The sequence below is a fragment of the Flavobacterium sp. genome (genome assembly GCF_044338735.1).
Classification (GTDB): domain Bacteria; phylum Bacteroidota; class Bacteroidia; order Flavobacteriales; family Flavobacteriaceae; genus Flavobacterium.
In genome coordinates, this window is the sequence record NZ_JBIIWV010000024.1 from 1 (window position 1) to 18840 (window position 18840).

The 18840-nt window shown below is 28.2% G+C and carries 23 protein-coding genes and 1 pseudogene; 7 read left to right on the forward strand and 17 right to left on the reverse strand.

Annotation, left to right across the window (positions count from 1 at the left end; genetic code table 11):
- Positions 1–254, forward strand: a pseudogene (locus ACIQZC_RS03010) (DUF349 domain-containing protein); the annotation flags it as partial.
- A gap of 62 nt (positions 255–316) precedes the next feature.
- On the opposite strand, the gene mazG reads toward ACIQZC_RS03010, so the two are convergent.
- The 4 genes from mazG to ruvX all read right to left on the reverse strand — a co-directional run bounded on the left by mazG (position 317) and on the right by ruvX (position 2850).
- Positions 317–1090 carry a nucleoside triphosphate pyrophosphohydrolase gene (gene mazG / locus ACIQZC_RS03015; protein ID WP_396137761.1) on the reverse strand — a complete coding sequence of 258 codons (774 nt, stop codon included), beginning with the start codon at positions 1088–1090 and terminating at the stop codon, positions 317–319.
- Positions 1091–1238: 148 nt separating this feature from the next.
- Positions 1239–1697, reverse strand: a complete 459-nt coding sequence (locus ACIQZC_RS03020; protein WP_396137762.1) for a DUF5606 domain-containing protein — start codon at positions 1695–1697, stop codon at positions 1239–1241.
- Positions 1698–1797: 100 nt separating this feature from the next.
- Positions 1798–2385, reverse strand: a complete 588-nt coding sequence (gene def, locus ACIQZC_RS03025; RefSeq protein ID WP_396137763.1) for a peptide deformylase — start codon at positions 2383–2385, stop codon at positions 1798–1800.
- Positions 2386–2436: 51 nt separating this feature from the next.
- Positions 2437–2850, reverse strand: coding sequence for a Holliday junction resolvase RuvX (ruvX, locus tag ACIQZC_RS03030; protein WP_396137764.1), 414 nt, complete (start codon positions 2848–2850; stop codon positions 2437–2439).
- Between the two features lie 117 nt (positions 2851–2967).
- Between ruvX and ACIQZC_RS03035 the strand changes: the two genes are divergently transcribed.
- Together ACIQZC_RS03035 and ACIQZC_RS03040 are read left to right on the forward strand one after the other, a co-directional pair.
- Positions 2968–3783 carry a 2,3,4,5-tetrahydropyridine-2,6-dicarboxylate N-succinyltransferase gene (locus ACIQZC_RS03035; protein WP_396137765.1) on the forward strand — a complete coding sequence of 272 codons (816 nt, stop codon included), beginning with the start codon at positions 2968–2970 and terminating at the stop codon, positions 3781–3783.
- Positions 3784–3842: 59 nt separating this feature from the next.
- Entirely contained in the window at positions 3843–4352 is a 510-nt protein-coding gene (locus tag ACIQZC_RS03040; RefSeq protein WP_396137766.1) for a class I SAM-dependent methyltransferase, read from the forward strand.
- Between the two features lies 1 nt (position 4353).
- On the opposite strand, the gene ACIQZC_RS03045 is transcribed toward ACIQZC_RS03040, so the two are convergent.
- Complete coding sequence (locus ACIQZC_RS03045) at positions 4354–5109, reverse strand: lipopolysaccharide kinase (protein WP_396137767.1); 756 nt, start codon at positions 5107–5109, stop codon at positions 4354–4356.
- 208 nt (positions 5110–5317) lie between these two features.
- Between ACIQZC_RS03045 and ACIQZC_RS03050 the strand changes: the two genes are divergently transcribed.
- Positions 5318–6382, forward strand: a complete 1065-nt coding sequence (locus ACIQZC_RS03050) for a glycosyltransferase family 9 protein (protein ID WP_396137768.1) — start codon at positions 5318–5320, stop codon at positions 6380–6382.
- Here the strand turns inward: ACIQZC_RS03050 and ACIQZC_RS03055 are convergent, their stop codons facing one another.
- Positions 6383–7201: a glycosyltransferase family 2 protein gene (locus tag ACIQZC_RS03055; RefSeq protein ID WP_396137769.1), complete on the reverse strand. Its 819-nt coding sequence runs from the start codon at positions 7199–7201 to the stop codon at positions 6383–6385.
- 53 nt (positions 7202–7254) lie between these two features.
- Between ACIQZC_RS03055 and ACIQZC_RS03060 the strand changes: the two genes are divergently transcribed.
- Complete coding sequence (locus ACIQZC_RS03060; RefSeq protein ID WP_396137770.1) at positions 7255–7992, forward strand: glycosyltransferase family 2 protein; 738 nt, start codon at positions 7255–7257, stop codon at positions 7990–7992.
- On the opposite strand, the gene ACIQZC_RS03065 is transcribed toward ACIQZC_RS03060, so the two are convergent.
- Complete coding sequence (locus tag ACIQZC_RS03065) at positions 7984–8697, reverse strand: polysaccharide deacetylase family protein (protein ID WP_396137771.1); 714 nt, start codon at positions 8695–8697, stop codon at positions 7984–7986. The genes ACIQZC_RS03060 and ACIQZC_RS03065 overlap by 9 nt on opposite strands.
- 65 nt (positions 8698–8762) lie before the next feature.
- On the opposite strand from ACIQZC_RS03065, the gene ACIQZC_RS03070 reads away from it, so the two are divergent.
- Positions 8763–9533 carry a glycosyltransferase family 2 protein gene (locus tag ACIQZC_RS03070; protein ID WP_396137772.1) on the forward strand — a complete coding sequence of 257 codons (771 nt, stop codon included), beginning with the start codon at positions 8763–8765 and terminating at the stop codon, positions 9531–9533.
- Between the two features lie 90 nt (positions 9534–9623).
- Here ACIQZC_RS03070 and ACIQZC_RS03075 read toward each other — a convergent pair whose 3' ends face one another.
- The 10 genes from ACIQZC_RS03075 to ACIQZC_RS03120 are packed head-to-tail and all read right to left on the reverse strand — an operon-like array spanning position 9624 to position 18497.
- A complete protein-coding gene (locus ACIQZC_RS03075) occupies positions 9624–10439 on the reverse strand; it encodes a glycosyltransferase family 2 protein (protein WP_396137773.1) in 816 nt (271 codons plus the stop codon).
- A gap of 24 nt (positions 10440–10463) precedes the next feature.
- Positions 10464–11204 (reverse strand): lipopolysaccharide kinase InaA family protein, encoded by a 741-nt coding sequence (locus ACIQZC_RS03080; protein ID WP_396137774.1) that lies wholly within the window; start codon positions 11202–11204, stop codon positions 10464–10466.
- Positions 11205–11990, reverse strand: a complete 786-nt coding sequence (locus ACIQZC_RS03085) for a glycosyltransferase family 2 protein (protein ID WP_396137775.1) — start codon at positions 11988–11990, stop codon at positions 11205–11207.
- Positions 11991–11995: 5 nt separating this feature from the next.
- Positions 11996–12859, reverse strand: coding sequence for a hypothetical protein (locus ACIQZC_RS03090; RefSeq protein WP_396137776.1), 864 nt, complete (start codon positions 12857–12859; stop codon positions 11996–11998).
- The gene (locus ACIQZC_RS03095; protein ID WP_396137777.1) at positions 12856–13683 is read right to left on the reverse strand and encodes a glycosyltransferase family 2 protein; all 828 of its coding nucleotides are present in this window, start codon (positions 13681–13683) and stop codon (positions 12856–12858) included. The genes ACIQZC_RS03090 and ACIQZC_RS03095 overlap by 4 nt, the downstream gene beginning before the upstream one ends.
- Positions 13673–14605 carry a GDP-L-fucose synthase family protein gene (locus ACIQZC_RS03100; protein ID WP_396137778.1) on the reverse strand — a complete coding sequence of 311 codons (933 nt, stop codon included), beginning with the start codon at positions 14603–14605 and terminating at the stop codon, positions 13673–13675. The genes ACIQZC_RS03095 and ACIQZC_RS03100 overlap by 11 nt, the downstream gene beginning before the upstream one ends.
- Before the next feature lie 33 nt (positions 14606–14638).
- Entirely contained in the window at positions 14639–15703 is a 1065-nt protein-coding gene (gene gmd, locus ACIQZC_RS03105; protein WP_396137779.1) for a GDP-mannose 4,6-dehydratase, read from the reverse strand.
- A 20-nt stretch (positions 15704–15723) separates the two neighbouring features.
- Positions 15724–16887: a DegT/DnrJ/EryC1/StrS family aminotransferase gene (locus ACIQZC_RS03110; RefSeq protein ID WP_396137780.1), complete on the reverse strand. Its 1164-nt coding sequence runs from the start codon at positions 16885–16887 to the stop codon at positions 15724–15726.
- Positions 16880–17719: a glycosyltransferase family 2 protein gene (locus ACIQZC_RS03115; protein ID WP_396137781.1), complete on the reverse strand. Its 840-nt coding sequence runs from the start codon at positions 17717–17719 to the stop codon at positions 16880–16882. The genes ACIQZC_RS03110 and ACIQZC_RS03115 overlap by 8 nt, the downstream gene beginning before the upstream one ends.
- Positions 17709–18497 carry an NAD-dependent epimerase/dehydratase family protein gene (locus ACIQZC_RS03120; protein ID WP_396137782.1) on the reverse strand — a complete coding sequence of 263 codons (789 nt, stop codon included), beginning with the start codon at positions 18495–18497 and terminating at the stop codon, positions 17709–17711. Before ACIQZC_RS03120 ends, ACIQZC_RS03115 begins: the two co-directional genes overlap by 11 nt.
- A gap of 168 nt (positions 18498–18665) precedes the next feature.
- Between ACIQZC_RS03120 and ACIQZC_RS03125 the strand changes: the two genes are divergently transcribed.
- Positions 18666–18840, forward strand: a 175-nt coding sequence (locus ACIQZC_RS03125) for an L-threonylcarbamoyladenylate synthase (RefSeq protein ID WP_396137783.1), incomplete at its 3' end; no start/stop codon positions are given.

Sequence of the window (18840 nt, forward strand, 5' to 3'; positions counted from 1 at the left end):
GTTTTAGCAACCGTTTAGAGCAATTGAGTGAAAACGACAATAAACGAGCTTTAGAACAAGAGCAATTCTTTATTAGAAAGAAAATTGATGAAGTTCAAAGTGAAATTTTCCAATTAGAAAATAACATTCAGTTTATTAGCAGTAGTTCAAAAGGTGAAAATCCATTCATAAAAGAAGTGCAAAAAAATATTGAACGCCACAAAGACGATTTGAAATTGTGGAAAGAAAAACTGCAGCAAATTAAAGATATGTAAAATGAATCCCGAGTGAAAGCTCGGGATTTTTTTTAAAGCAAACTAAACGCAAAAAATTAACACTACAACTTCTTTGCTTCTTCCCAAAAAACATCCATTTCAGCTAAGGTCATGTCCATTAAAGGTTTGCCTAATTCTGTAGCTTTACTTTCTAAATATTGAAAACGCTTGATGAATTTTTTATTCGTGCGTTCTAAAGCGTCTTCAGGATTTACATTTAAAAATCGTGCATAATTTATCATGGAGAACAATACATCGCCAAATTCGGCTTCAATTTTTTCTTGATTCCCGGCTTGAACTTCTACTTGGAGTTCGTTTAGTTCTTCTTGAACTTTGTCCCAAACTTGATGTGGTTCTTCCCAATCAAATCCTACTCCTTTCACTTTATCTTGAATGCGACTTGCTTTTACTAATGCCGGTAGACTTTTTGGCACGCCTTCTAACACCGATTTCTTGCCTTCTTTTAGTTTTAGTTTTTCCCAATTTTGCTTTACTTCTTCTTCGTCAGCCACCACCACATCACCATAAATATGTGGATGACGATCAATTAATTTATCACAAATAGCATTGGCTACATCTGCAATATCAAAGGCATTGGTTTCACTACCAATTTTAGCATAAAATACAATGTGTAATAACACGTCACCCAACTCTTTTTTGATTTCCTGCAAATCATTATCTAGAATTGCGTCACCAAGTTCGTAGGTTTCTTCAATCGTTAAATGACGGAGACTTTCAAGTGTTTGCTTTTTATCCCAAGGGCATTTTTTGCGCAAATCGTCCATAATATCTAAAAGGCGATTGAAAGCTTGTAGTTGTTCTTGGCGGGTGTTCATAGTCTGTTATCTGTTGTTTGTTATCGGTTTAGAGATGCTGAAATCGTAGATTCAACGAAGTTAAACAAGTTCAGCATGACAAAGTAGCTGTAAAAATAAAAAATCCCGCGTGGAAAACGCAGGATTTTAAAATATTATTATCAACTACTTATTCAGCAGTTGGTGTTTGCTTCGCCAGTTCGCTATCGCTCGTGTTTTCTTCTTTTTCTTCTTTAGACAATGCTTCTACCGAAACAAATCCTTTTGGTTGTAATAAATTATACCAGTTTAGGATTTTTTTAATATCTGAAGTATATACTCTGTCTTCATCAAATTCTGGCAATACTTCTCTGAAATACGCTTTTAATTTAGTTTCATCTTCTTTATGAGAAATGGCTGGTCCATCATTTTCCTTGGTTGCAATTGCTTTTAATACTTCTGCTAAACGTATTTCCTCAGAATAAGTAAACACGGCAATTTCAGACAACAAACTCACGTTTGCTCTCATTCCGACTGTTATTTTTTTTCCGTCTAATAATGATTCTGCAACAAAACCCGTTCGAGTTTGAATTTTTAATTCATATAATCCTGGTTTTCCAGAAACAGCTAATATTTTTTGAATGCTCATGTTACTTTTTGTTATGGTTGGCAAATATATTATTTTAAAGTAAAAAGTGAAAAGTTTAGTTAAAAAAGCTATTTTCTTTTCACTAGTAACTAATTACAATTTAACGTCCCTTTTTGTTTACATATTTCATTTTATAATCGGGTCTGGCTTTACCTTCCATTATATTTTGTAGTTTTTTTCCAATTAATTTCTTTTTTAACATGGATAAATGATCGGTAAATAAAATTCCTTCGATGTGATCATATTCATGTTGGATAACGCGCGCAATTAAACCATCATAAACTTCTGTTTTCTTATTAAAATTTTCATCAAAATATTCAATGGTAATGGTTTCATGACGAAACACATCTTCGCGAACATCAGGAATACTCAAACATCCTTCATTAAATCCCCAAATATCACCTTCCTCCTTAATTATATTTGCATTAATGAACGTTTTTTTGAAGGCTTTCATTGCAGCTGCTTCTTCTTTAGAAACATCATCACTATCACTAAATGGCTCAGTATCAACAATAAATAAACGTAATGCTAATCCAACTTGTGGTGCTGCTAAACCAACGCCATGTGCATTATACATAGTATCATACATGTTAGCTATCGTTTCTTTAAGATTTGGATAATCGGGTGTGATGTCCTCTCCTACTTTGCGTAAGACTGGTTCTCCGTATCCATATATTGGTAGTATCATAGTACTCAGTATTCAGTATTAAGTGTTCAATATTTTATTTTTGCAAAAGTACTATTTTTTATAATGTAAATAATCTTGAAGCATAATTGTTGCGGCAATTTCGTCTACCAAAGCTTTATTTTGACGTTGCTTCTTATTCAATCCGCTATCAATCATCGTTTGAAATGCCATTTTAGAGGTAAATCGTTCATCTACTCTTTCTACGGGCATTCCAGGAAAAGCTTTTTGAAATTTTACTACAAAATTATTAATTAATTCAGCACTTTGAGAAGGAGTTCCATCCATTTGCTTAGGTTCGCCAACAATTACACGCTCAACTTTCTCTTTAGAAAAATAGTCCTTTAAAAAAGCAATTGCCGTTTCAGATGCTATAGTAGTTAATCCGAAAGCAATCATTTGCATTTCATCGGTAACCGCAATACCCGTTCGTTTAATTCCGTAATCAATTGCTAAAATTCTTGGCATTTTGTTTTTTTACAAAAATAATGGATTTATTATAATAAAATTGATTCTAAACTTTAAACTATTCATTTTTTGCATTACCATAAATAAATTATATTTGTAGCACAAATTTTAACAGTGATGACCAATTTACAATCTACAATAGAAAAAGCTTGGGAAAACCGTGCTTTATTACAAGAAGAAACTACGCAAAAAGCCATTAGAGATGTTATCGAATTATTAGATAGCGGAACGCTTCGTGTGGCTGAACCAACAACAGATGGTTGGCAAGTGAACGAATGGGTAAAAAAAGCAGTAGTAATGTACTTTCCTATTCAAAAAATGGAAACTTGGGAATCGGGTATATTTGAATACCACGATAAAATGTTGTTGAAACGAAACTATGCAGAAAAAGGAATTCGCGTAGTTCCAAATGCGGTTGCTAGATATGGTGCATACATTTCAAGTGGAGTTATTTTAATGCCTAGTTATGTCAATATTGGAGCTTATGTAGATGAAGGAACAATGGTTGATACATGGGCAACAGTTGGGAGTTGTGCGCAAATTGGAAAACACGTGCATTTAAGCGGTGGTGTTGGAATTGGTGGCGTTTTAGAACCCTTACAAGCCGCTCCAGTGATAATTGAAGATGGTGCATTTATAGGTTCTAGATGTATTGTAGTTGAAGGTGTTCACGTTGGCAAAGAAGCGGTTTTGGGTGCAAATGTTTGCCTAACCGGTTCTACTAAAATTATTGATGTTACAGGAGATGAACCAATTGAATACAAAGGAGTTGTTCCAGCTCGTTCGGTAGTAATTCCTGGAAGTTATACAAAAAAATTTCCTGCTGGAGATTATCAAGTGCCTTGTGCCATTATCATTGGACAAAGAAAACCTTCAACTGATTTGAAGACTTCGTTGAATGATGCTTTAAGAGAATATAACGTAGCGGTTTAATCTTATATTTATAAGTTGTGAATAATTTTAAATGGTTTAAGAAAAAGATTTCATGGAATATGAAATTTTTTCAAGGTAAATGGGATTTCATTGAAAAAGAAGAAATTAGATATAAAAATATTTATACCTTAATTAATGAAAGTAATTCAAGACCAAATCTTTTAGATTTGGGTTGTGCTTTTGGAACTTTAATAAACTATTTTAAAGAGGAAGAGTATTCCTCTTATGTTGGCGTTGATATTAGTAGTAATGTTATTTCAAAAGCAAAAAAAAGAAATTATCCAAATAGTGAATTTTTATCGTGCAATATTCAAAAATTTGTGCCAAAAAATAAATTTGATGTAATTATTTTTAATGAAGTAATTTATTATTTAGATGATCCATTAAAAGAACTAGAACGATATTCTGAATTTTTGACGAAAAATGGCTTTTTTATAATATCAATTTATGGAATACGTGAAGATTTAATAAACCTATTTGAAGAAAAGTTCAAATTAGAAAATCAAATTATCATCAGTGATGATAAAAAGCTAACTTGGGGAATAAATAAATTTGTGAGAAAAAATTAAATCATTTTCCAATTCTTTTTTTTAAATATTTTTTTATGGTGATTTTCCTTTTAAATTGTCTAGATTTTAACAAAAGAATAGCATGTATTTTTTCTTCTGATTGGTTGCTTAATATGGCATATTTTTGAGCAACAACTTTTATCATTTGTTTAGAAAGCCACATTTTTTTAAAGTTATCCATTCGTTTTTCTAAAGACAAATCTTCAAACTTCATTCTATTTAAGTCGATTAAAAAGAAATCATATTTTCCATTACCTTTATTTAGTATTAAAGTATTTCCAGGCGAATGATCTAAAAAATTAATTCTTGCTTCGTGCATTTTAAACGTAAATTCAGTAAATTGCTCGATTATTATATTTCGCTCTGGAAATAATGGATTATGAATTAACTCACGCATCGTAAAATCATAATCAATTTGATCACAGAAATAAAAACTGTTGGCTAAAAACCCAAAAATAGAACGCTCTTCAACAAATGCAATTGGAAATGGTGTGTTAATATTATGTTTCAATAAGTAATTAGCATAATCAAAGGAGCGCTTGGCTTTTGTATCTCTAAAAAAAGAGTAAATTATTGCTTTTATTAAACCTGGTTTTTGAAAAAACTTAATGTTAACTTTTATAGTTCCTAGAAAATTTGATTTAATAATATTACGTGAACCCTTAACAATCAAATCGCCTTCTTCAAAAAAAGTTTTAACTAATTGAAGTATAGTTCCTTCTTGATTTTTATATTTTAGATGAACGATTATTCGCAAAATATTTAATTTTATTTAGGTTAAAAGTATAAAAAAAAACAGTACTTTATACAAAATTAATTTGTCCGCAAATTACAAAAAAAAGATAGTTTATTGAAGATTTTTGAGTAGGAAGTTAAAATAACATCCATAAAAATAAAATAAAATACTAACTTTGAATTCAAATTCAAATCAACTTTTATCAACAGCGTTGGGGAGTTAAACCTTTATGAAGAAAATTTTAATCATTCAAAATAAACGAATTGGCGATGTGCTAATTAGTTCAGTAATAGCTAATAATTACAAAGCTAAATATCCAGGTAGTGAAATTCATTTAATGGCTTATGACTTTACTCATGGTGTAATTCAGAACAATCCAAATATTGATAAAATCATTTCAATCAACGAAAAAGAACTAAAAAAATTTGGCAATTTAGTAAAAATGATTGTTCAAGTTCGTCGAGAAAAATACGATATCATTTTTGATCCCTATTCTAAACTTCAGAGTCGCTTGATTTGTAAATTTGGTTTAGCAAAGCAAACAGTTGGTCATAAAAGCCGCAAGAAAATTGGAAATTTAGGCTATTACACACATCCAGTGGGAATTTTAGAAACAAAATCACATATTTGTGGTAAAGCAATTGAAGATAGAATTCATCTTTTAAAACAAGTGGATACCTTTGAAAACATCAATTATGAACCAAGAATTTTTTTAACAGAAAAAGAAAAACAATTTCAAGTTCCCAAAAAGTATCAAGATAAAAAAATTATTATGCTTGGCATACTAGGAAGTACTCCACAAAAGTCTATGCCCTATGAATATATAGCTGAAATTATAGATTATATTGCTACTACTTTTAATTGCTGCTTACTATTTAATTATGCACCTAATCAAAAAGAAGAAGCGGATAAAATTTATGCTTTATGTAAAAATAAGTCGAATATTATTTTAGATATCTATGCTAAAAATATTCGTGATTTTAGTGTTTTAATGAATCAATGTACCGTTTTAGTATCTAATGAAGGAGGTACAGTTCATATTGCAAAAGCTTTAAAGAAACCAACTTTTACAATTTTTTCTCCTTATATTATTAAAGATGATTGGGGAAGTTTTGAAGATGGAAAATTTCATAAATCGGTTCATTTATTAGATTTTTTACCCGACGCAATTTCTGAATTAACTTATGAACAAAGCAAAGAAATTGAGAAAAATCCACGAGAAATGTATTTAAAATTAACTCCTGAAATGATTATCCCGGAATTAAACACTTTTTTGAAAGAAAATTTGAAATAATTATTTCTTTTTTATGCCAAAATTAGTCCAAATGCTTTTGGATTTTTTTGTTTCTTTTCGGATTTTTATATTTTTTTCAATCATTTCTGGTTTAACATAACCACGAGCATGGTCTAGGTGAATGCAAACGCTTGAATATCTTATTTGTTTAGATTGAATGCCTTTATTGATTAATCGTTCACCAAATTCTCTATCTTCTCCCCCATACTGCATTCGTTCATCAAAACCGTTAACTGCAAGAAAATCTGACTTCCAACCAGATGAATTATGACCATTCCAGCTTGCTGTTGTTGGAGTTGTATAATTTAAAAACCAACTTAGCAATCCTTTAGCAATAAGTTTGGTGTTTTTATAGGAGCGTTTAATTCCATTCGCTTTCAGCCAGTTTAAATCAAAACATTTCCCAGAATAAATGTCTTCTTTAGTAATTTGCTTGGATAAATTCATTGGTAATTTAAAATATCCGCCCGATAAAAAACAGCCTTCCTCACGATATTTAACATGATTTTCAATAAAATCTTCTCTTGGAATACAATCACCATCTGTCATAATAATGTATTCACTTGTTGAGGCTAAAATAGATTTATTCAAAATAATCGTCTTTTGAAAACCATCATCTTCATGCCAAACATGATTAATTGGATAAAAAACTTCGTTTTTAATTTTGTCAATGCAATTTTTAGTTCTTTCATCAGAACCATCATCGGCAATAATTACCTCAAAATTTCTATAAGTTTGCGAGTTAAAACCATATAAAACGTTAGCCAACCAATCTGGCGAATTATAGGTACTTATAATTATTGAAATATCTTTTTCCATTTGTTGCAAAGATAAATTATTTTATTTAGTTTTGAAATTAACTACAAAATCTTATGCAAACAATTACCATAATTATTCCAACTTTTAACGAAGAAAAATATATTGAAGATTGCTTACATTCGGTTTCATTTGCAAATCAAATTATACTAATTGACTCTAATAGTTCTGATAATACAATTGAGCTGGCTAGAAAATTTAATTGTGAAATTATCTTAAGAAAATTTGATAATTTTTCAAATCAAAAAAATGAAGCCATTAAATATGCAAAATCAGATTGGATTTTATTTTTAGATGCCGATGAACGAGTTACTCAAAAATTAAAGAGTGAAATTTTAGCAACTATTAATAACTCAAAACATGAAGCATATAAAATTAAATTCCCTCATTATTATATGAATAGGTTTTTATATCATTCTGAAAATAAAGTAACTAGGTTGGTTAAAAATGATTCGGTGTTTTTTGAAGGATTGGTCCATGAAAAGTTAATTCATAAAGGGAAAGCAGGTTTATTGTCTAATTTTATGATTCATTACACCTACAAAGGATTGTTCAATTATATAAAAAAGAAAGATTCTTACGCGTGGTTTCAAGCAGAAATGGCTCTTCAAAAAAACAAAAAAGTTAGCTTTTTGCATCTAACCTTCAAACCATTCTATCGCTTTTTTCATAGCTACATAATTAGACGAGGATTTCTGGATGGTGTTCCTGGATTAGCCGTTGCCACAATTGACGCTTATGGAGTGTTTTCTAGGTATGTAAAAATGATTTTGTTAGAAAAAGGATTAAAATAAGCTTAATTTACCTAATCGTAACTTCCATTTAAAAGTAAACAAGCTGTCTTGTCCTTTAATATCTATGCGTTGCATTTCAAATCTATTTTTTATTGGAATTTGATTTAATCTATTTCCAATTCTAAATGCCAATTTAATATTATTTTTTTCTAAAAGATTAAAAAAAATAGCTTTCTGACTTCCCTTTTTAGGATAATTCCCATACGGATAAGCTAAAGCAGGATAAACTTTTAAATTGTTGTCAGAAATAAACTTAAAACTTTTATCAAAATCATCTTGAATTTCTTCGTTAGACAACTCACTATATTTTTTATGAAAATAGGAATGATGACCCAGTTCTATAATATCAGAATCTAATGATTTTAATTCCTCAATGGTCATGATTTTTTCTGAACCCTCATTCCACAAATCTTCCTTACCTAAATAAAAAAAGGGAATAAAAAAAGTAGCTTTCATATCATATTTTTTCAATAGTGGCATGGCGTTTAGCAATTGATTCTGAGTTACATCATCAAAAGTTAACACTACATGTTTTGTTGAATTCACGTCAATATTTTCTAACTCAGAAACAAAAATAGAAGTAAAATTATGTTCTTTTAAAAACTTTAATTGATCTTCAAATTTTTGGATAGAAAGCGTTAAATCAAAACTTTCTTCAGAATTTAGAGTAATATTATGGTACATTAAAATGGGCAATCTTGACATAATTTAAAATTTAAAATAGCATTGGTGTAAAAATATTATATTTGTGTCATATTTCATCTATTAATATGTCTGAAAATTACTCTATAAAAAATATAACTGCCATTGCCATCACTTTTAACGAAGAAGAAAACGTAAAAAGATATGTAGAAAACTTATCGTTTGCCAATGAAATTATTTTTATTGATTCATCAAGTACCGATAAAACGGTTGAATTTGCAAAGGAAATGAGTGTTAAGGTAATTGAAAGAGCATTAATTAATTTTTCTGAACAATTAAATGATGTTATTCAACAAGCAAAAAATGATTGGATTGTATTTTTTGATTTAGATGAAATTATTACCAAAGATTTGGGAGAAGAAATTAAGAATAAAGTGAATAATCCGAATTCAAAAGTGGCATTTTCTGTTAAAAGTAATTTCTTTTTTATGGAAAAACAGATTCGATTTGGAGGATGGCAAAACAAAAAAACTATTCGATTATTCAATAAAAACTTTTGTAAATACAACGAGATTATAATTCATGATAAAATTAAAGCTAAAGGAACTATTGGTGTTTTAAACAATGGCTTGCTTCAACATAGCTACAAAAGTTTTGATAATTACAATGATAAACTCAACATATACAGCAACATACAAGCTGAAAACTTATACAATAAAAAAGTAAAACCAAATGCTTATCATTTAATTTTTAAGCCTGTCTATCACTTTTATTGGCAATATTTTTTTAGGTTAGGAATTTTAGATGGCAAAGAAGGTTTTATATTGGCATATATTCACTCATTTTCTGTATTTAAAAGGTATTTACAACTTTGGATGATGTACAGAAAAATTTATTAAAAAAATCAAATGTTTGATTATTAAATTCAGAAATTACTTTTTCTAACCAATTGATTGAATAGTAATTAGTTAAAATTTCAATGGTTTTTGTTATTTTAATTGGGTAATTCCATTTTTAATTTGAATAATTTTATTTTTTTTGTTGAAGTTTCTAATTTCGTTATTTCTCTCCCTCGTCTCTTTTGTTGCATAATCTCTTTTATGGTCTAAATGTAAACAAACTGCACTATATCTAATTTGTTTTGAAAGGATTCCAAAATTAAACAATCGCTCACCTACTTCTCTATCTAAACCTCCGTATTGCATTTCTTCGTTAAAGCCATTAATTGCTATTAAATCACTTTTAAAACAAGAAGTATTATGACCATTAAATGTCTTCTTAGTAGGAGTTAACCAATTCATAAACGTCGCAAAAAATCTAATATTGGTCAGTTTTGACAATTTAAAAGTTTTGGACACACCATTTGTAATTAACCAAGAAATTGAAAAGCAATCCTGAGTTTTAATGTTATCTGAAGAAATTTTACAAGAAGCTTTCATAGGCAATTTAAAATAACCGCCTGAAAGAAAAAAACCTTCTTCTTTATATTTTAAATGCTGCGCCACAAAATCTTTTCGTGGAATGCAATCTCCATCTGTAAAAAGGAAATAATCAGTATTAGTTTTTAGAATGGCTTTATTAAGTATTTTAGATTTCTGAAAACCATTATCTTCTTGCCAAACATGAACAATTGGAAACTTAAATTGATTTTGAAAGGTATCAATTAGTTGTTTTGTTTTCTCGGTAGAACCATCGTCTGCAATAATCACTTCAAAATCACGCTCAGTTTGGTTGCTATAACCTTCGAGCACTTTTTGAAGCCATTGTTCCGAATTGTATGTAGTGATAATAACTGATAATTGCATGTAAAGAAATAAAAGTGAAAAATACTACTTTTTCCAGAACTTTAATTTCTTTTTGATTCTTTTTTTTCTGTAAAATCGAAATTGAAATTCTGATGTAAGTTTCCAAAGCGTTTCAAAAACAAAAACTTCGTTTTCACTTGAAAGTTTTGCATATTCGTTACTCATCATTGCAATCATATCCTTTTTGTGTGTAATCTTGGATAAATTTTTCATTCGAGTATGAAAATCAATAGTTTCATGAAACTTCATTCGATTTAAATCTACCAAGTAAAAAGTATAGTTTCCATTATTGTTATCTCTAATAAGTGTATTTCCAGGTGAATGATCTAAAAATTCAACCCCAATCTGGTGCATTTGAAACGTAAATTGTATGAATTGTCTAATAATCTCTTCTCTATTAATAAACGCTTCATTTTGAACAATTTCTCTAAATTCAAACACATTTTCAAGATGTTCACATGCGTAATAACTTTCTTTTAAACCAATAAAATCAAACTTTTCAAAATAAGCAATAGGTTGAGGCGTTCCAATTTGCATTTTTATTAATTTTGAAGCATGTTCAAACGAACGTCTTCCTTTCGATTTTCTAAAGTATCGATAAACTATTTTGTTAATTAAATTTGGTTTTTTAAAGGATTTGATATTGATAGTTGTATTGTTATTTAATTTGAAAATTTTTATAACATTGCGATTACCCATAACAAAGTTTTCACCTAAATTATTAAAGTTTGCTACAATATTTTTTATTTCTAATAAATTTTTCATCTATAAATACTGGTCAATTCCCTTTTCAATTTTTACAATTTTATTGTTAATTGTTAATTGTTCAATTTGATTATTTTTTTCAAAATTGTTTTTTGATTTTTCTAAATGATAGATATGAAATAAAATGCCGCAAAATTTCAATCTTTTTCCTGCTATACCGTTGTTTAATAATCTAATTGCCAAGTCAGAATCTTCTCTTCCCCAACCTTCAAAATCTTCGTTGTATCCATTTATTGAAATAAAATCTTTTCTCCAAAAAGAAACATTACATCCTCTAAATTTCCTAGATATTTTATTTTGTGGTTTAAAAAAGTTAGACAAAAATGGGAGGTAAATTGTTCGTGTTTTATTTTTTACTTCATTAGAAAAACAATTAAAAGAAATAAATTTATGCTGAAATATTTTATCCACAAAAGGTGCTAAAATATTAACTCTACTTCCATATAAATATTGTTTTTTACTGCAGTTTTTTATATGATCTTCAATAAATTTTTTGTGAATAATACAATCACCATCAATCTGAATAATGTAATCTGCCTTTGAAATTGCGATAGTTTTATTTAATATCATCGATTTTCTAAAACCCTTATCTTCTTGCCAAACATGAATAATATTAAAATTTGTTTCTTGTTTAAATTTATCTATTATTTTTTGGGTTTTTTCATTGGAACCATCATCTGCAATTAAAATTTCGTTTGGAAAAATTGATTGTTTTTTTATACTCAAAAAAATTAATTCTAAAGCTTCAGGCCAATTGTAGGTAGATATTAAGAGGGCTATTTTCATTTAATTTATTTTTTAAATAAAAATTTGAACCATTGCCCAAAATTTTTTTTAGCTAAAAAAAAATTTGAGGGTGCAAAATTATTAGTGTCAAAATTATGAATTGCTTCATCAATTGTATCTCCTTTTACAAAATTTAATTTTTTCCATTTAAACGGTTCTAAATAAAATAAATTAGAGAGTGATTTATAATTATCTATAGTTGCAGATTTCCATTTTTCTAAAAAATATGGGTTTATATCATCTTTATGCCCCCAATTACTAAATTTGAATTCTAATTCTTTTTCATCTCTTGCTAAAGTTTCATGAAACATTAAATGTTTTGTATAAATTATTCTTTTTCTTGTATTTCTTGCATATTTATAAGATGGATAATTTGTAGCTGTCATACATTTAGTAGCATTGTCAACATATAAAAATCCTCCTTCTACTTTTTTATAAATATTTATTAAAAAGGTAGAAAATTGTATTTGATTATTATCTGGATTTTGTAAAAAGTGGTCATATTTTCTTAAATTGTTTACAAAATTTTCAAAATTTATAAAATATTCATCACTATCAATTTGAATTAACCAATTTCCAATTCCCATTTTTATAGAAAGTAAATGTCTTTCTCTGGTGTCATTTTGAATTGGATTTAGAGTTGGAATATAAAAATCATCTCTATAAATCTCAATTTTATGGTCTTCATCAATGTCTTTAAGCCATTTAAAAAAACTTTCATCTACTTTAAATTTATTTCCAGACCAAGTTAAAAAATTTTTGTCTAAAGCAATAAATATTCTATCAGCATTCTTATAAATTGGTGGAATTGATAATTTTAATTTTTCATAATCATATGACAATAAAAAACCTACATGAATTTTTTTCATTTTTTAAATTTTGATGTAAATAATAAGAAAAAACTAATCATACCTTTAAATAATTTCCACAAAAACAAAGATTTTTGAATATGAATAATTTGTTGAAATCTTTTAGAATTTAGGAGCGAAACTTTTTCATAATCTTCTACAAAAGCAGGAAAATATTTTTCTAATACTTTTTTTCTTTCAAATCTTTCAATCTCATTAAATTTTGGATTTGAGGATATTCCGGTAAAGTCAAAATCTGAAATTGCAGTTTTTAGATAATAATACTTAACATTTTTATGACATATAGCATAAATGTAAAATTCCCAATCAGAAACTATTTTATAAGATTCATTGTAAAAAAATATTTCATCAAATAATGTTCTTCTAAAAAAAGTGGCAGGATGTGGTAGTGAACCGCTATAAAAAAAAGAAAAAGAAAGTTTAGCTGGATAAGATTTTCTTCGTTTTGAATTTGATTTAATACGATAATAATCACCATAATAAATATCAAAATCGGAAGTTAATTTACTTTGTACTTCCTCTAAAACTTTTGAATCTGTAAAATTATCGCCACTATTTATAAAAATAATAAAATCGCCTGTAGCCACCTTTATACCTTTGTTCATAGCATTATAAATGCCTTTATCAGGTTCGCTTACCCAATAATTAATATGATTTTGATAGGATTTAATTATTGATACATCTTCTTCTTTACTACCTCCATCTATAACAATATATTCAAAATCTTTAAATGTTTGACTAACTACACTTTCAATAGTTTTATTTAAACCTAGAGGATTATTGTAGTTAATTGTTACAACTGAAATTTTATTGTTATTTTGCATTTAGCATAAATTTTTCATGATATACATCTCTAATTCCGTCTTCTAATTCAATTTTGTATTTCCATCCTAAATTAGTAAGCTTAGTTATATCAGTTAGTTTTCTAGGAGTTCCGGATGGTTTTGTACTATCAAAGACAATAGTACCTTGAAACCCAACAATTTTTTTTATAAGAAAGGCTAAATCTTTTATTGAAATTTCATTTCCTGTGCCAATATTTACAAAACCTTCTTCATTATAATTTTGCATAAGATATACACAAGCATTTGCCATATCTGAGGCGTGTAGAAATTCTCTTAAAGGCTCACCAGTTCCCCATACTTCTACTTCTTCACGGTTATTTATTTTAGCTTCATGAAATTTTCTTAATAAAGCAGGTAAAACATGTGAGTTTTGTAAATCATAATTATCATTAAAACCATATAAATTAGTGGGCATTACAGAAATAAAATTGCAACCATATTGTGTTCTATAAGCATCGCACATTTTAATTCCTGCAATTTTTGCTATTGCATAAGGTTCATTTGTTTCTTCTAATAATCCCGTTAATAAATAATCTTCTTTTAAAGGTTGAGGAGCTAGTTTTGGATAAATGCAGGTAGAACCTAAAAACAATAATTTTTTAACATTATTCAAATAACTTTCATGAATTACGTTGCTTTGAATCATGATGTTTTCATAAATGAAATCTGCTCTATAGGTATTATTAGCAATAATTCCGCCCACTTTTGCTGCTGCTAAAAAAACATATTCAGGCTTTTCTGCTTCAAAAAAGGAACGAACTGCTTGCTGATCAATTAAATTTAATTCGCTAGATGTTTTATATATAATATTTGTATAACCTTGATTTTTAATATCTTTCAAAATAGCACTTCCAACCATTCCGCGATGCCCTGCTACAAATATTTTTGATTTTTTTTCCATAATAAAAATGTTATAAAAGTGATTTAACCTTTTTTAATTCTTAAAAAGTTTCAAATCACTTTCCATCATTTCGGCAACTAATCCTTTCAAATCATATTTTGGAATCCAATTTAATTTGGTGTTTGCTTTTGTTGGATTTCCAATTAACAATTCCACTTCCGTTGGCCGATAATATTGTGAATCTACTTTCACAACTATTTTGCCTATTTCGACTTGATAAGCTGGATTGCTGCATGCCATTACTACTCCAATTTCATTTTCTTGCTCGCCTTGAAATTCCAAAGTGATGCCGCATTTATCAAATGCCATTCTAACAAATTCACGAACGTAAGTTGTTGTTCCTGTGGCAATTACAAAATCCTCTGCCTCTTCCTGTTGCAACATGGCCCACATGGCTACTACATAATCTTTCGCATGACCCCAATCACGTTGTGCATTTAAGTTTCCTAAATACAAACACTCTTGTTTTCCTTGTGCAATTGCGGCGGTTGCCATTGTGATTTTTCTAGTTACAAAAGTTTCCCCTCTTCTTGGTGATTCGTGGTTAAATAAAATACCATTGCATGCATACATTCCGTAAGCTTCTCTATAATTTTTTGTAATCCAAAATCCATATATTTTTGCAACTCCATAAGGCGAACGTGGATAAAAAGGCGTTGTTTCTGACTGTGGCACTTCTTGCACTAAACCATAAAGTTCTGAAGTTGAAGCTTGATAAATACGCGTTTTTTTAGTTAAATTTAAAATCCGAACCGCTTCTAAAATTCGTAATGTACCCAAACCATCAACATTTCCAACATACTCTGGCGAATCAAAACTCACTTTAACGTGCGACATGGCACCTAGATTATATATTTCATCAGGACAAACCTCTTGAATAATTCGAATGATATTTGTAGAATCCGTCAAGTCACCGTAATGTAATTTAAAATTCACATTATTTTCGTGTTTATCTCTATAAATGTGGTCAATACGTTGCGTGTTAAAAGAAGAAGCTCTTCGCTTTATCCCATGGACTTCATATCCTTTTTCCAATAATAATTCGGCCAAATAGGAACCATCTTGACCTGTAATTCCTGTGATTAATGCTACTTTCATCTTGATATATTATTAATTTATCAGAAAAATTTAGGAATAGCGACTTCCTTAAATTTTTCGCAAACAAATTTTATTTTTTCTTCGTCTAAATACAAATGATTCGGAAGATACAAACCATAATCATGAATAATGTCTGCAACTTCTAATGAGGTTTGTCCATATTTTTTAATCCAAAATGGTTGTTTACCCATACTTCCACATATCAATGGCCTAACTTCAATATTATTGGCTTTTAAATAATTAAAAACTTCTTCTCTGTTTTCTACGATTGTTCCATAGGCAAAGCTAGAAAGTTCTGAATATTCACTTTCTTGTTTCCAAAATTTATTTTCTAAATATTGATTATAAAAATTATAATTTTCTTCTCTTACTTTACAAATTTGTTTCATTTTATCTAATTGAGAAATTCCAATAAAAGCATTCAAATCTGTTGAACGAAGATTAAAACCTGGATAATAAAAAGTATAATATTCTCTAACACTATCAATATTGAATTGTTCTTTCCATGATTCTTTATAAGATTGATCTACATCTCTTGACCATCCATGAGAACGAATTGAAAGCATTAAGTTATAAAGTTTTGTGTCATTTGTTGTTACAGCTCCACCTTCAATAGTTGAAATATGATGACCATAATAAAAAGAAAAAGAACCAGCTAAGGATAAATTTCCAGCTTTTTTCCCATTCAAATGTCGGGTTCCAAGTGCCTCACAAGCATCTTCAATAACAATTACATCATATTTTTGACAAATTCTATGAATTTCATCCATATTATTTAGATGTGCTAAAACATGAACTAATATTAATAAGGAAGGTTTTTCTTTTATAAACAATTCTTCTAATTTTTCAGTATCTAATCCAAGATTCTTAGAATTACTATCACATAAAAAAACTTCAAATCCAAATTGTAAAAATGGAGACAAAGTTGTAATCCAACTAATTGCGGGAACAACAACTTTTTTATTTTTCAAATAATCTCCCTCTAAAAGGGCGTAAGCCATTAATAAATTAGCAGACGATCCGCTATTAACCATAACACAATGTTTTGTTCCTATGTAGTTTGCAAATTTATGTTCAAATTCTAATACTAAAGGACCTTTAGTCAACTGCTGAGTTTCTGGAATCCATTTACTTAAAGCTATCAATTCCTCTTGTGATATTGTATTTTCAGCTAATTTAATCATTATTATATTTTTTAATTTTTATGAAATTCTTACTTATTTTATAATATAATTTTGCAATACTGTAGATATTACATGATTTAACAAATTTATGAATGAAGAAGTAAATTTTTGCATCTTCATATGCCTTTTTTATTTTTAAACTTTTAATTTTATCAGATTGAGCGTCAATTGTAATTGAATTTTCATGAACTCTAAAAAAAGCCAAGGGTTTATTTACAAATCCATAATGTGAATATTTTAATGTGCTCATTAATGAAAACAAAATATCTGGACCAACTCCGTGATAATTATTTTGAGTAAATGGTATATTACCCACAAATAAAAAGTTTAGTAAAATTTCTTTTCTAAATATGCCTGCTCCCGGCGAAGTTAAATATTTTAAATTAAAATGTTTCAATTTTTTTATTGAAAAAACTCCTGTTTCTTGTTCTAATTTAAATAATTTTTGTCCAAACTCATTTTTACTTTCATCAAATAATTGTGTTTCAGAAAAAACACACCCTACATTTTCATTAAGTAATTTTGAACATTCTTCAATATAGGTAGGTGCAATCCAATCATCATCATAATTTATATGTATAAAATCATTTGAAGCATGTAAAACACCATCTAACCAACAGAAATGCACTCCAGAATCTAAATCTCTTCTTATGTATTTAATTTTATCTCCATAACTTTTAGCTACTTCAGGTGTATTATCAGTGCTGCCATGATCACAAACTATGATTTCACACTTTTGAGTTTGATTCAAACAAGAATCAATACATTGTTTTAAAAAATTAGCCCTATTAAAGGTTGGAATTATTATTGATATTTGAGTATTATTCATCATGTAAAATGGATTTTAAAAATGTTATGTCAGCATTCAAATGATTGTTTTTTTCTTGTAAATTAACATGATAATTTAAATCAATAGGGGCTATTTCTTTTACAAAATCAATAATCTTTTTTGGAGTTCCAGAAGCAATATTAATTATTCCTTTTGCTTTTTTATCTACAATTTTTATGATAATTGAACATACTTCTTCAGCAGGTAAAAAATCACGAGTTGAATTTGCACCATGTAAAACAAAAGGAGCGTTTAAATCTTCAGTTTCGAATCTTTTTTTCAAGGTTGGATATAAAAATGGAGGTTTTTGAGTTTCATGATAAAAACTAAAAATTCTACCAATACATAACTCTAAAAAAATATGTGATTTACAAAAATCCTGTAATAATAATTCTGAAATATACTTTGTTAATCCATAAGAATTTTGAGGAGATATGCAATCGGATTCTTTAATTAAATTTTCATTGCTCGCATAAACATGGCTTGAACTTGCAAAAAATAAATAAATAGATCTGTTTAGTTTTTTTATCGATTTTATTAATGAAATAGTACCATTCACATTTACATCATATGCATCGTCTAAATTGTTTTGAACATCTACGACCGCAACTTTAGATGCTAAGTGAATTATAGTATCAATATTGTTACTATTCATCCAATTATAAAGTAAATCAGAATCTCTAATATCTCCTTCGAAAACAGAAAATTTCTGATTACTTTCTTTTAATTTTTCGCATATTATGGATCCTAAAACTCCTTTATAACCTGTTATACCAATCACTATAATTATATTTATAATTTAATATTAGTAGTAATTTATCTTTCAAAAGATGTATTTTTTAAATAATTGATGCACCTTGATAAATTAAAAGCACTTACTTTGCAAAAGTAATTCATTTTAATAAAAGTAACTTAAAATAAGTAAAATCTTTACCGAAATTAAAAACAAATGAACACCGAAGTACACAACGCATTCGAAGTAATAAAAGAAGGTGGCATTATTTTGTATCCTACAGATACCGTATGGGGAATTGGTTGTGATGCTACTAATGAAGAGGCCGTAAAAAAAATATATGCTTTAAAACAACGCGAAGAATCTAAAAGCATGATTGTTTTAATTAATG

What these genes read in the sequence shown, in the direction of transcription:
- ACIQZC_RS03110 (WP_396137780.1), bottom strand. Translation starts at nt 16,887, where the DNA reads ATGATTAAATTAGCTGAAAATACAATATCACAAGAGGAATTGATAGCT.
- ACIQZC_RS03060 (WP_396137770.1), top strand. Translation starts at nt 7,255, where the DNA reads ATGCAAACAATTACCATAATTATTCCAACTTTTAACGAAGAAAAATAT.
- ACIQZC_RS03040 (WP_396137766.1), top strand. Translation starts at nt 3,843, where the DNA reads ATGAAATTTTTTCAAGGTAAATGGGATTTCATTGAAAAAGAAGAAATT.
- ruvX (WP_396137764.1), bottom strand. Translation starts at nt 2,850, where the DNA reads ATGCCAAGAATTTTAGCAATTGATTACGGAATTAAACGAACGGGTATT.
- gmd (WP_396137779.1), bottom strand. Translation starts at nt 15,703, where the DNA reads ATGAAAGTAGCATTAATCACAGGAATTACAGGTCAAGATGGTTCCTAT.
- ACIQZC_RS03075 (WP_396137773.1), bottom strand. Translation starts at nt 10,439, where the DNA reads ATGCAATTATCAGTTATTATCACTACATACAATTCGGAACAATGGCTT.
- ACIQZC_RS03080 (WP_396137774.1), bottom strand. Translation starts at nt 11,204, where the DNA reads ATGAAAAATTTATTAGAAATAAAAAATATTGTAGCAAACTTTAATAAT.
- ACIQZC_RS03115 (WP_396137781.1), bottom strand. Translation starts at nt 17,719, where the DNA reads ATGATGAATAATACTCAAATATCAATAATAATTCCAACCTTTAATAGG.
- ACIQZC_RS03055 (WP_396137769.1), bottom strand. Translation starts at nt 7,201, where the DNA reads ATGGAAAAAGATATTTCAATAATTATAAGTACCTATAATTCGCCAGAT.
- ACIQZC_RS03090 (WP_396137776.1), bottom strand. Translation starts at nt 12,859, where the DNA reads ATGAAAAAAATTCATGTAGGTTTTTTATTGTCATATGATTATGAAAAA.
- mazG (WP_396137761.1), bottom strand. Translation starts at nt 1,090, where the DNA reads ATGAACACCCGCCAAGAACAACTACAAGCTTTCAATCGCCTTTTAGAT.
- ACIQZC_RS03035 (WP_396137765.1), top strand. Translation starts at nt 2,968, where the DNA reads ATGACCAATTTACAATCTACAATAGAAAAAGCTTGGGAAAACCGTGCT.
- ACIQZC_RS03070 (WP_396137772.1), top strand. Translation starts at nt 8,763, where the DNA reads ATGTCTGAAAATTACTCTATAAAAAATATAACTGCCATTGCCATCACT.
- ACIQZC_RS03095 (WP_396137777.1), bottom strand. Translation starts at nt 13,683, where the DNA reads ATGCAAAATAACAATAAAATTTCAGTTGTAACAATTAACTACAATAAT.
- ACIQZC_RS03050 (WP_396137768.1), top strand. Translation starts at nt 5,318, where the DNA reads ATGAAGAAAATTTTAATCATTCAAAATAAACGAATTGGCGATGTGCTA.
- def (WP_396137763.1), bottom strand. Translation starts at nt 2,385, where the DNA reads ATGATACTACCAATATATGGATACGGAGAACCAGTCTTACGCAAAGTA.
- ACIQZC_RS03020 (WP_396137762.1), bottom strand. Translation starts at nt 1,697, where the DNA reads ATGAGCATTCAAAAAATATTAGCTGTTTCTGGAAAACCAGGATTATAT.
- ACIQZC_RS03065 (WP_396137771.1), bottom strand. Translation starts at nt 8,697, where the DNA reads ATGTCAAGATTGCCCATTTTAATGTACCATAATATTACTCTAAATTCT.
- ACIQZC_RS03085 (WP_396137775.1), bottom strand. Translation starts at nt 11,990, where the DNA reads ATGAAAATAGCCCTCTTAATATCTACCTACAATTGGCCTGAAGCTTTA.
- ACIQZC_RS03100 (WP_396137778.1), bottom strand. Translation starts at nt 14,605, where the DNA reads ATGGAAAAAAAATCAAAAATATTTGTAGCAGGGCATCGCGGAATGGTT.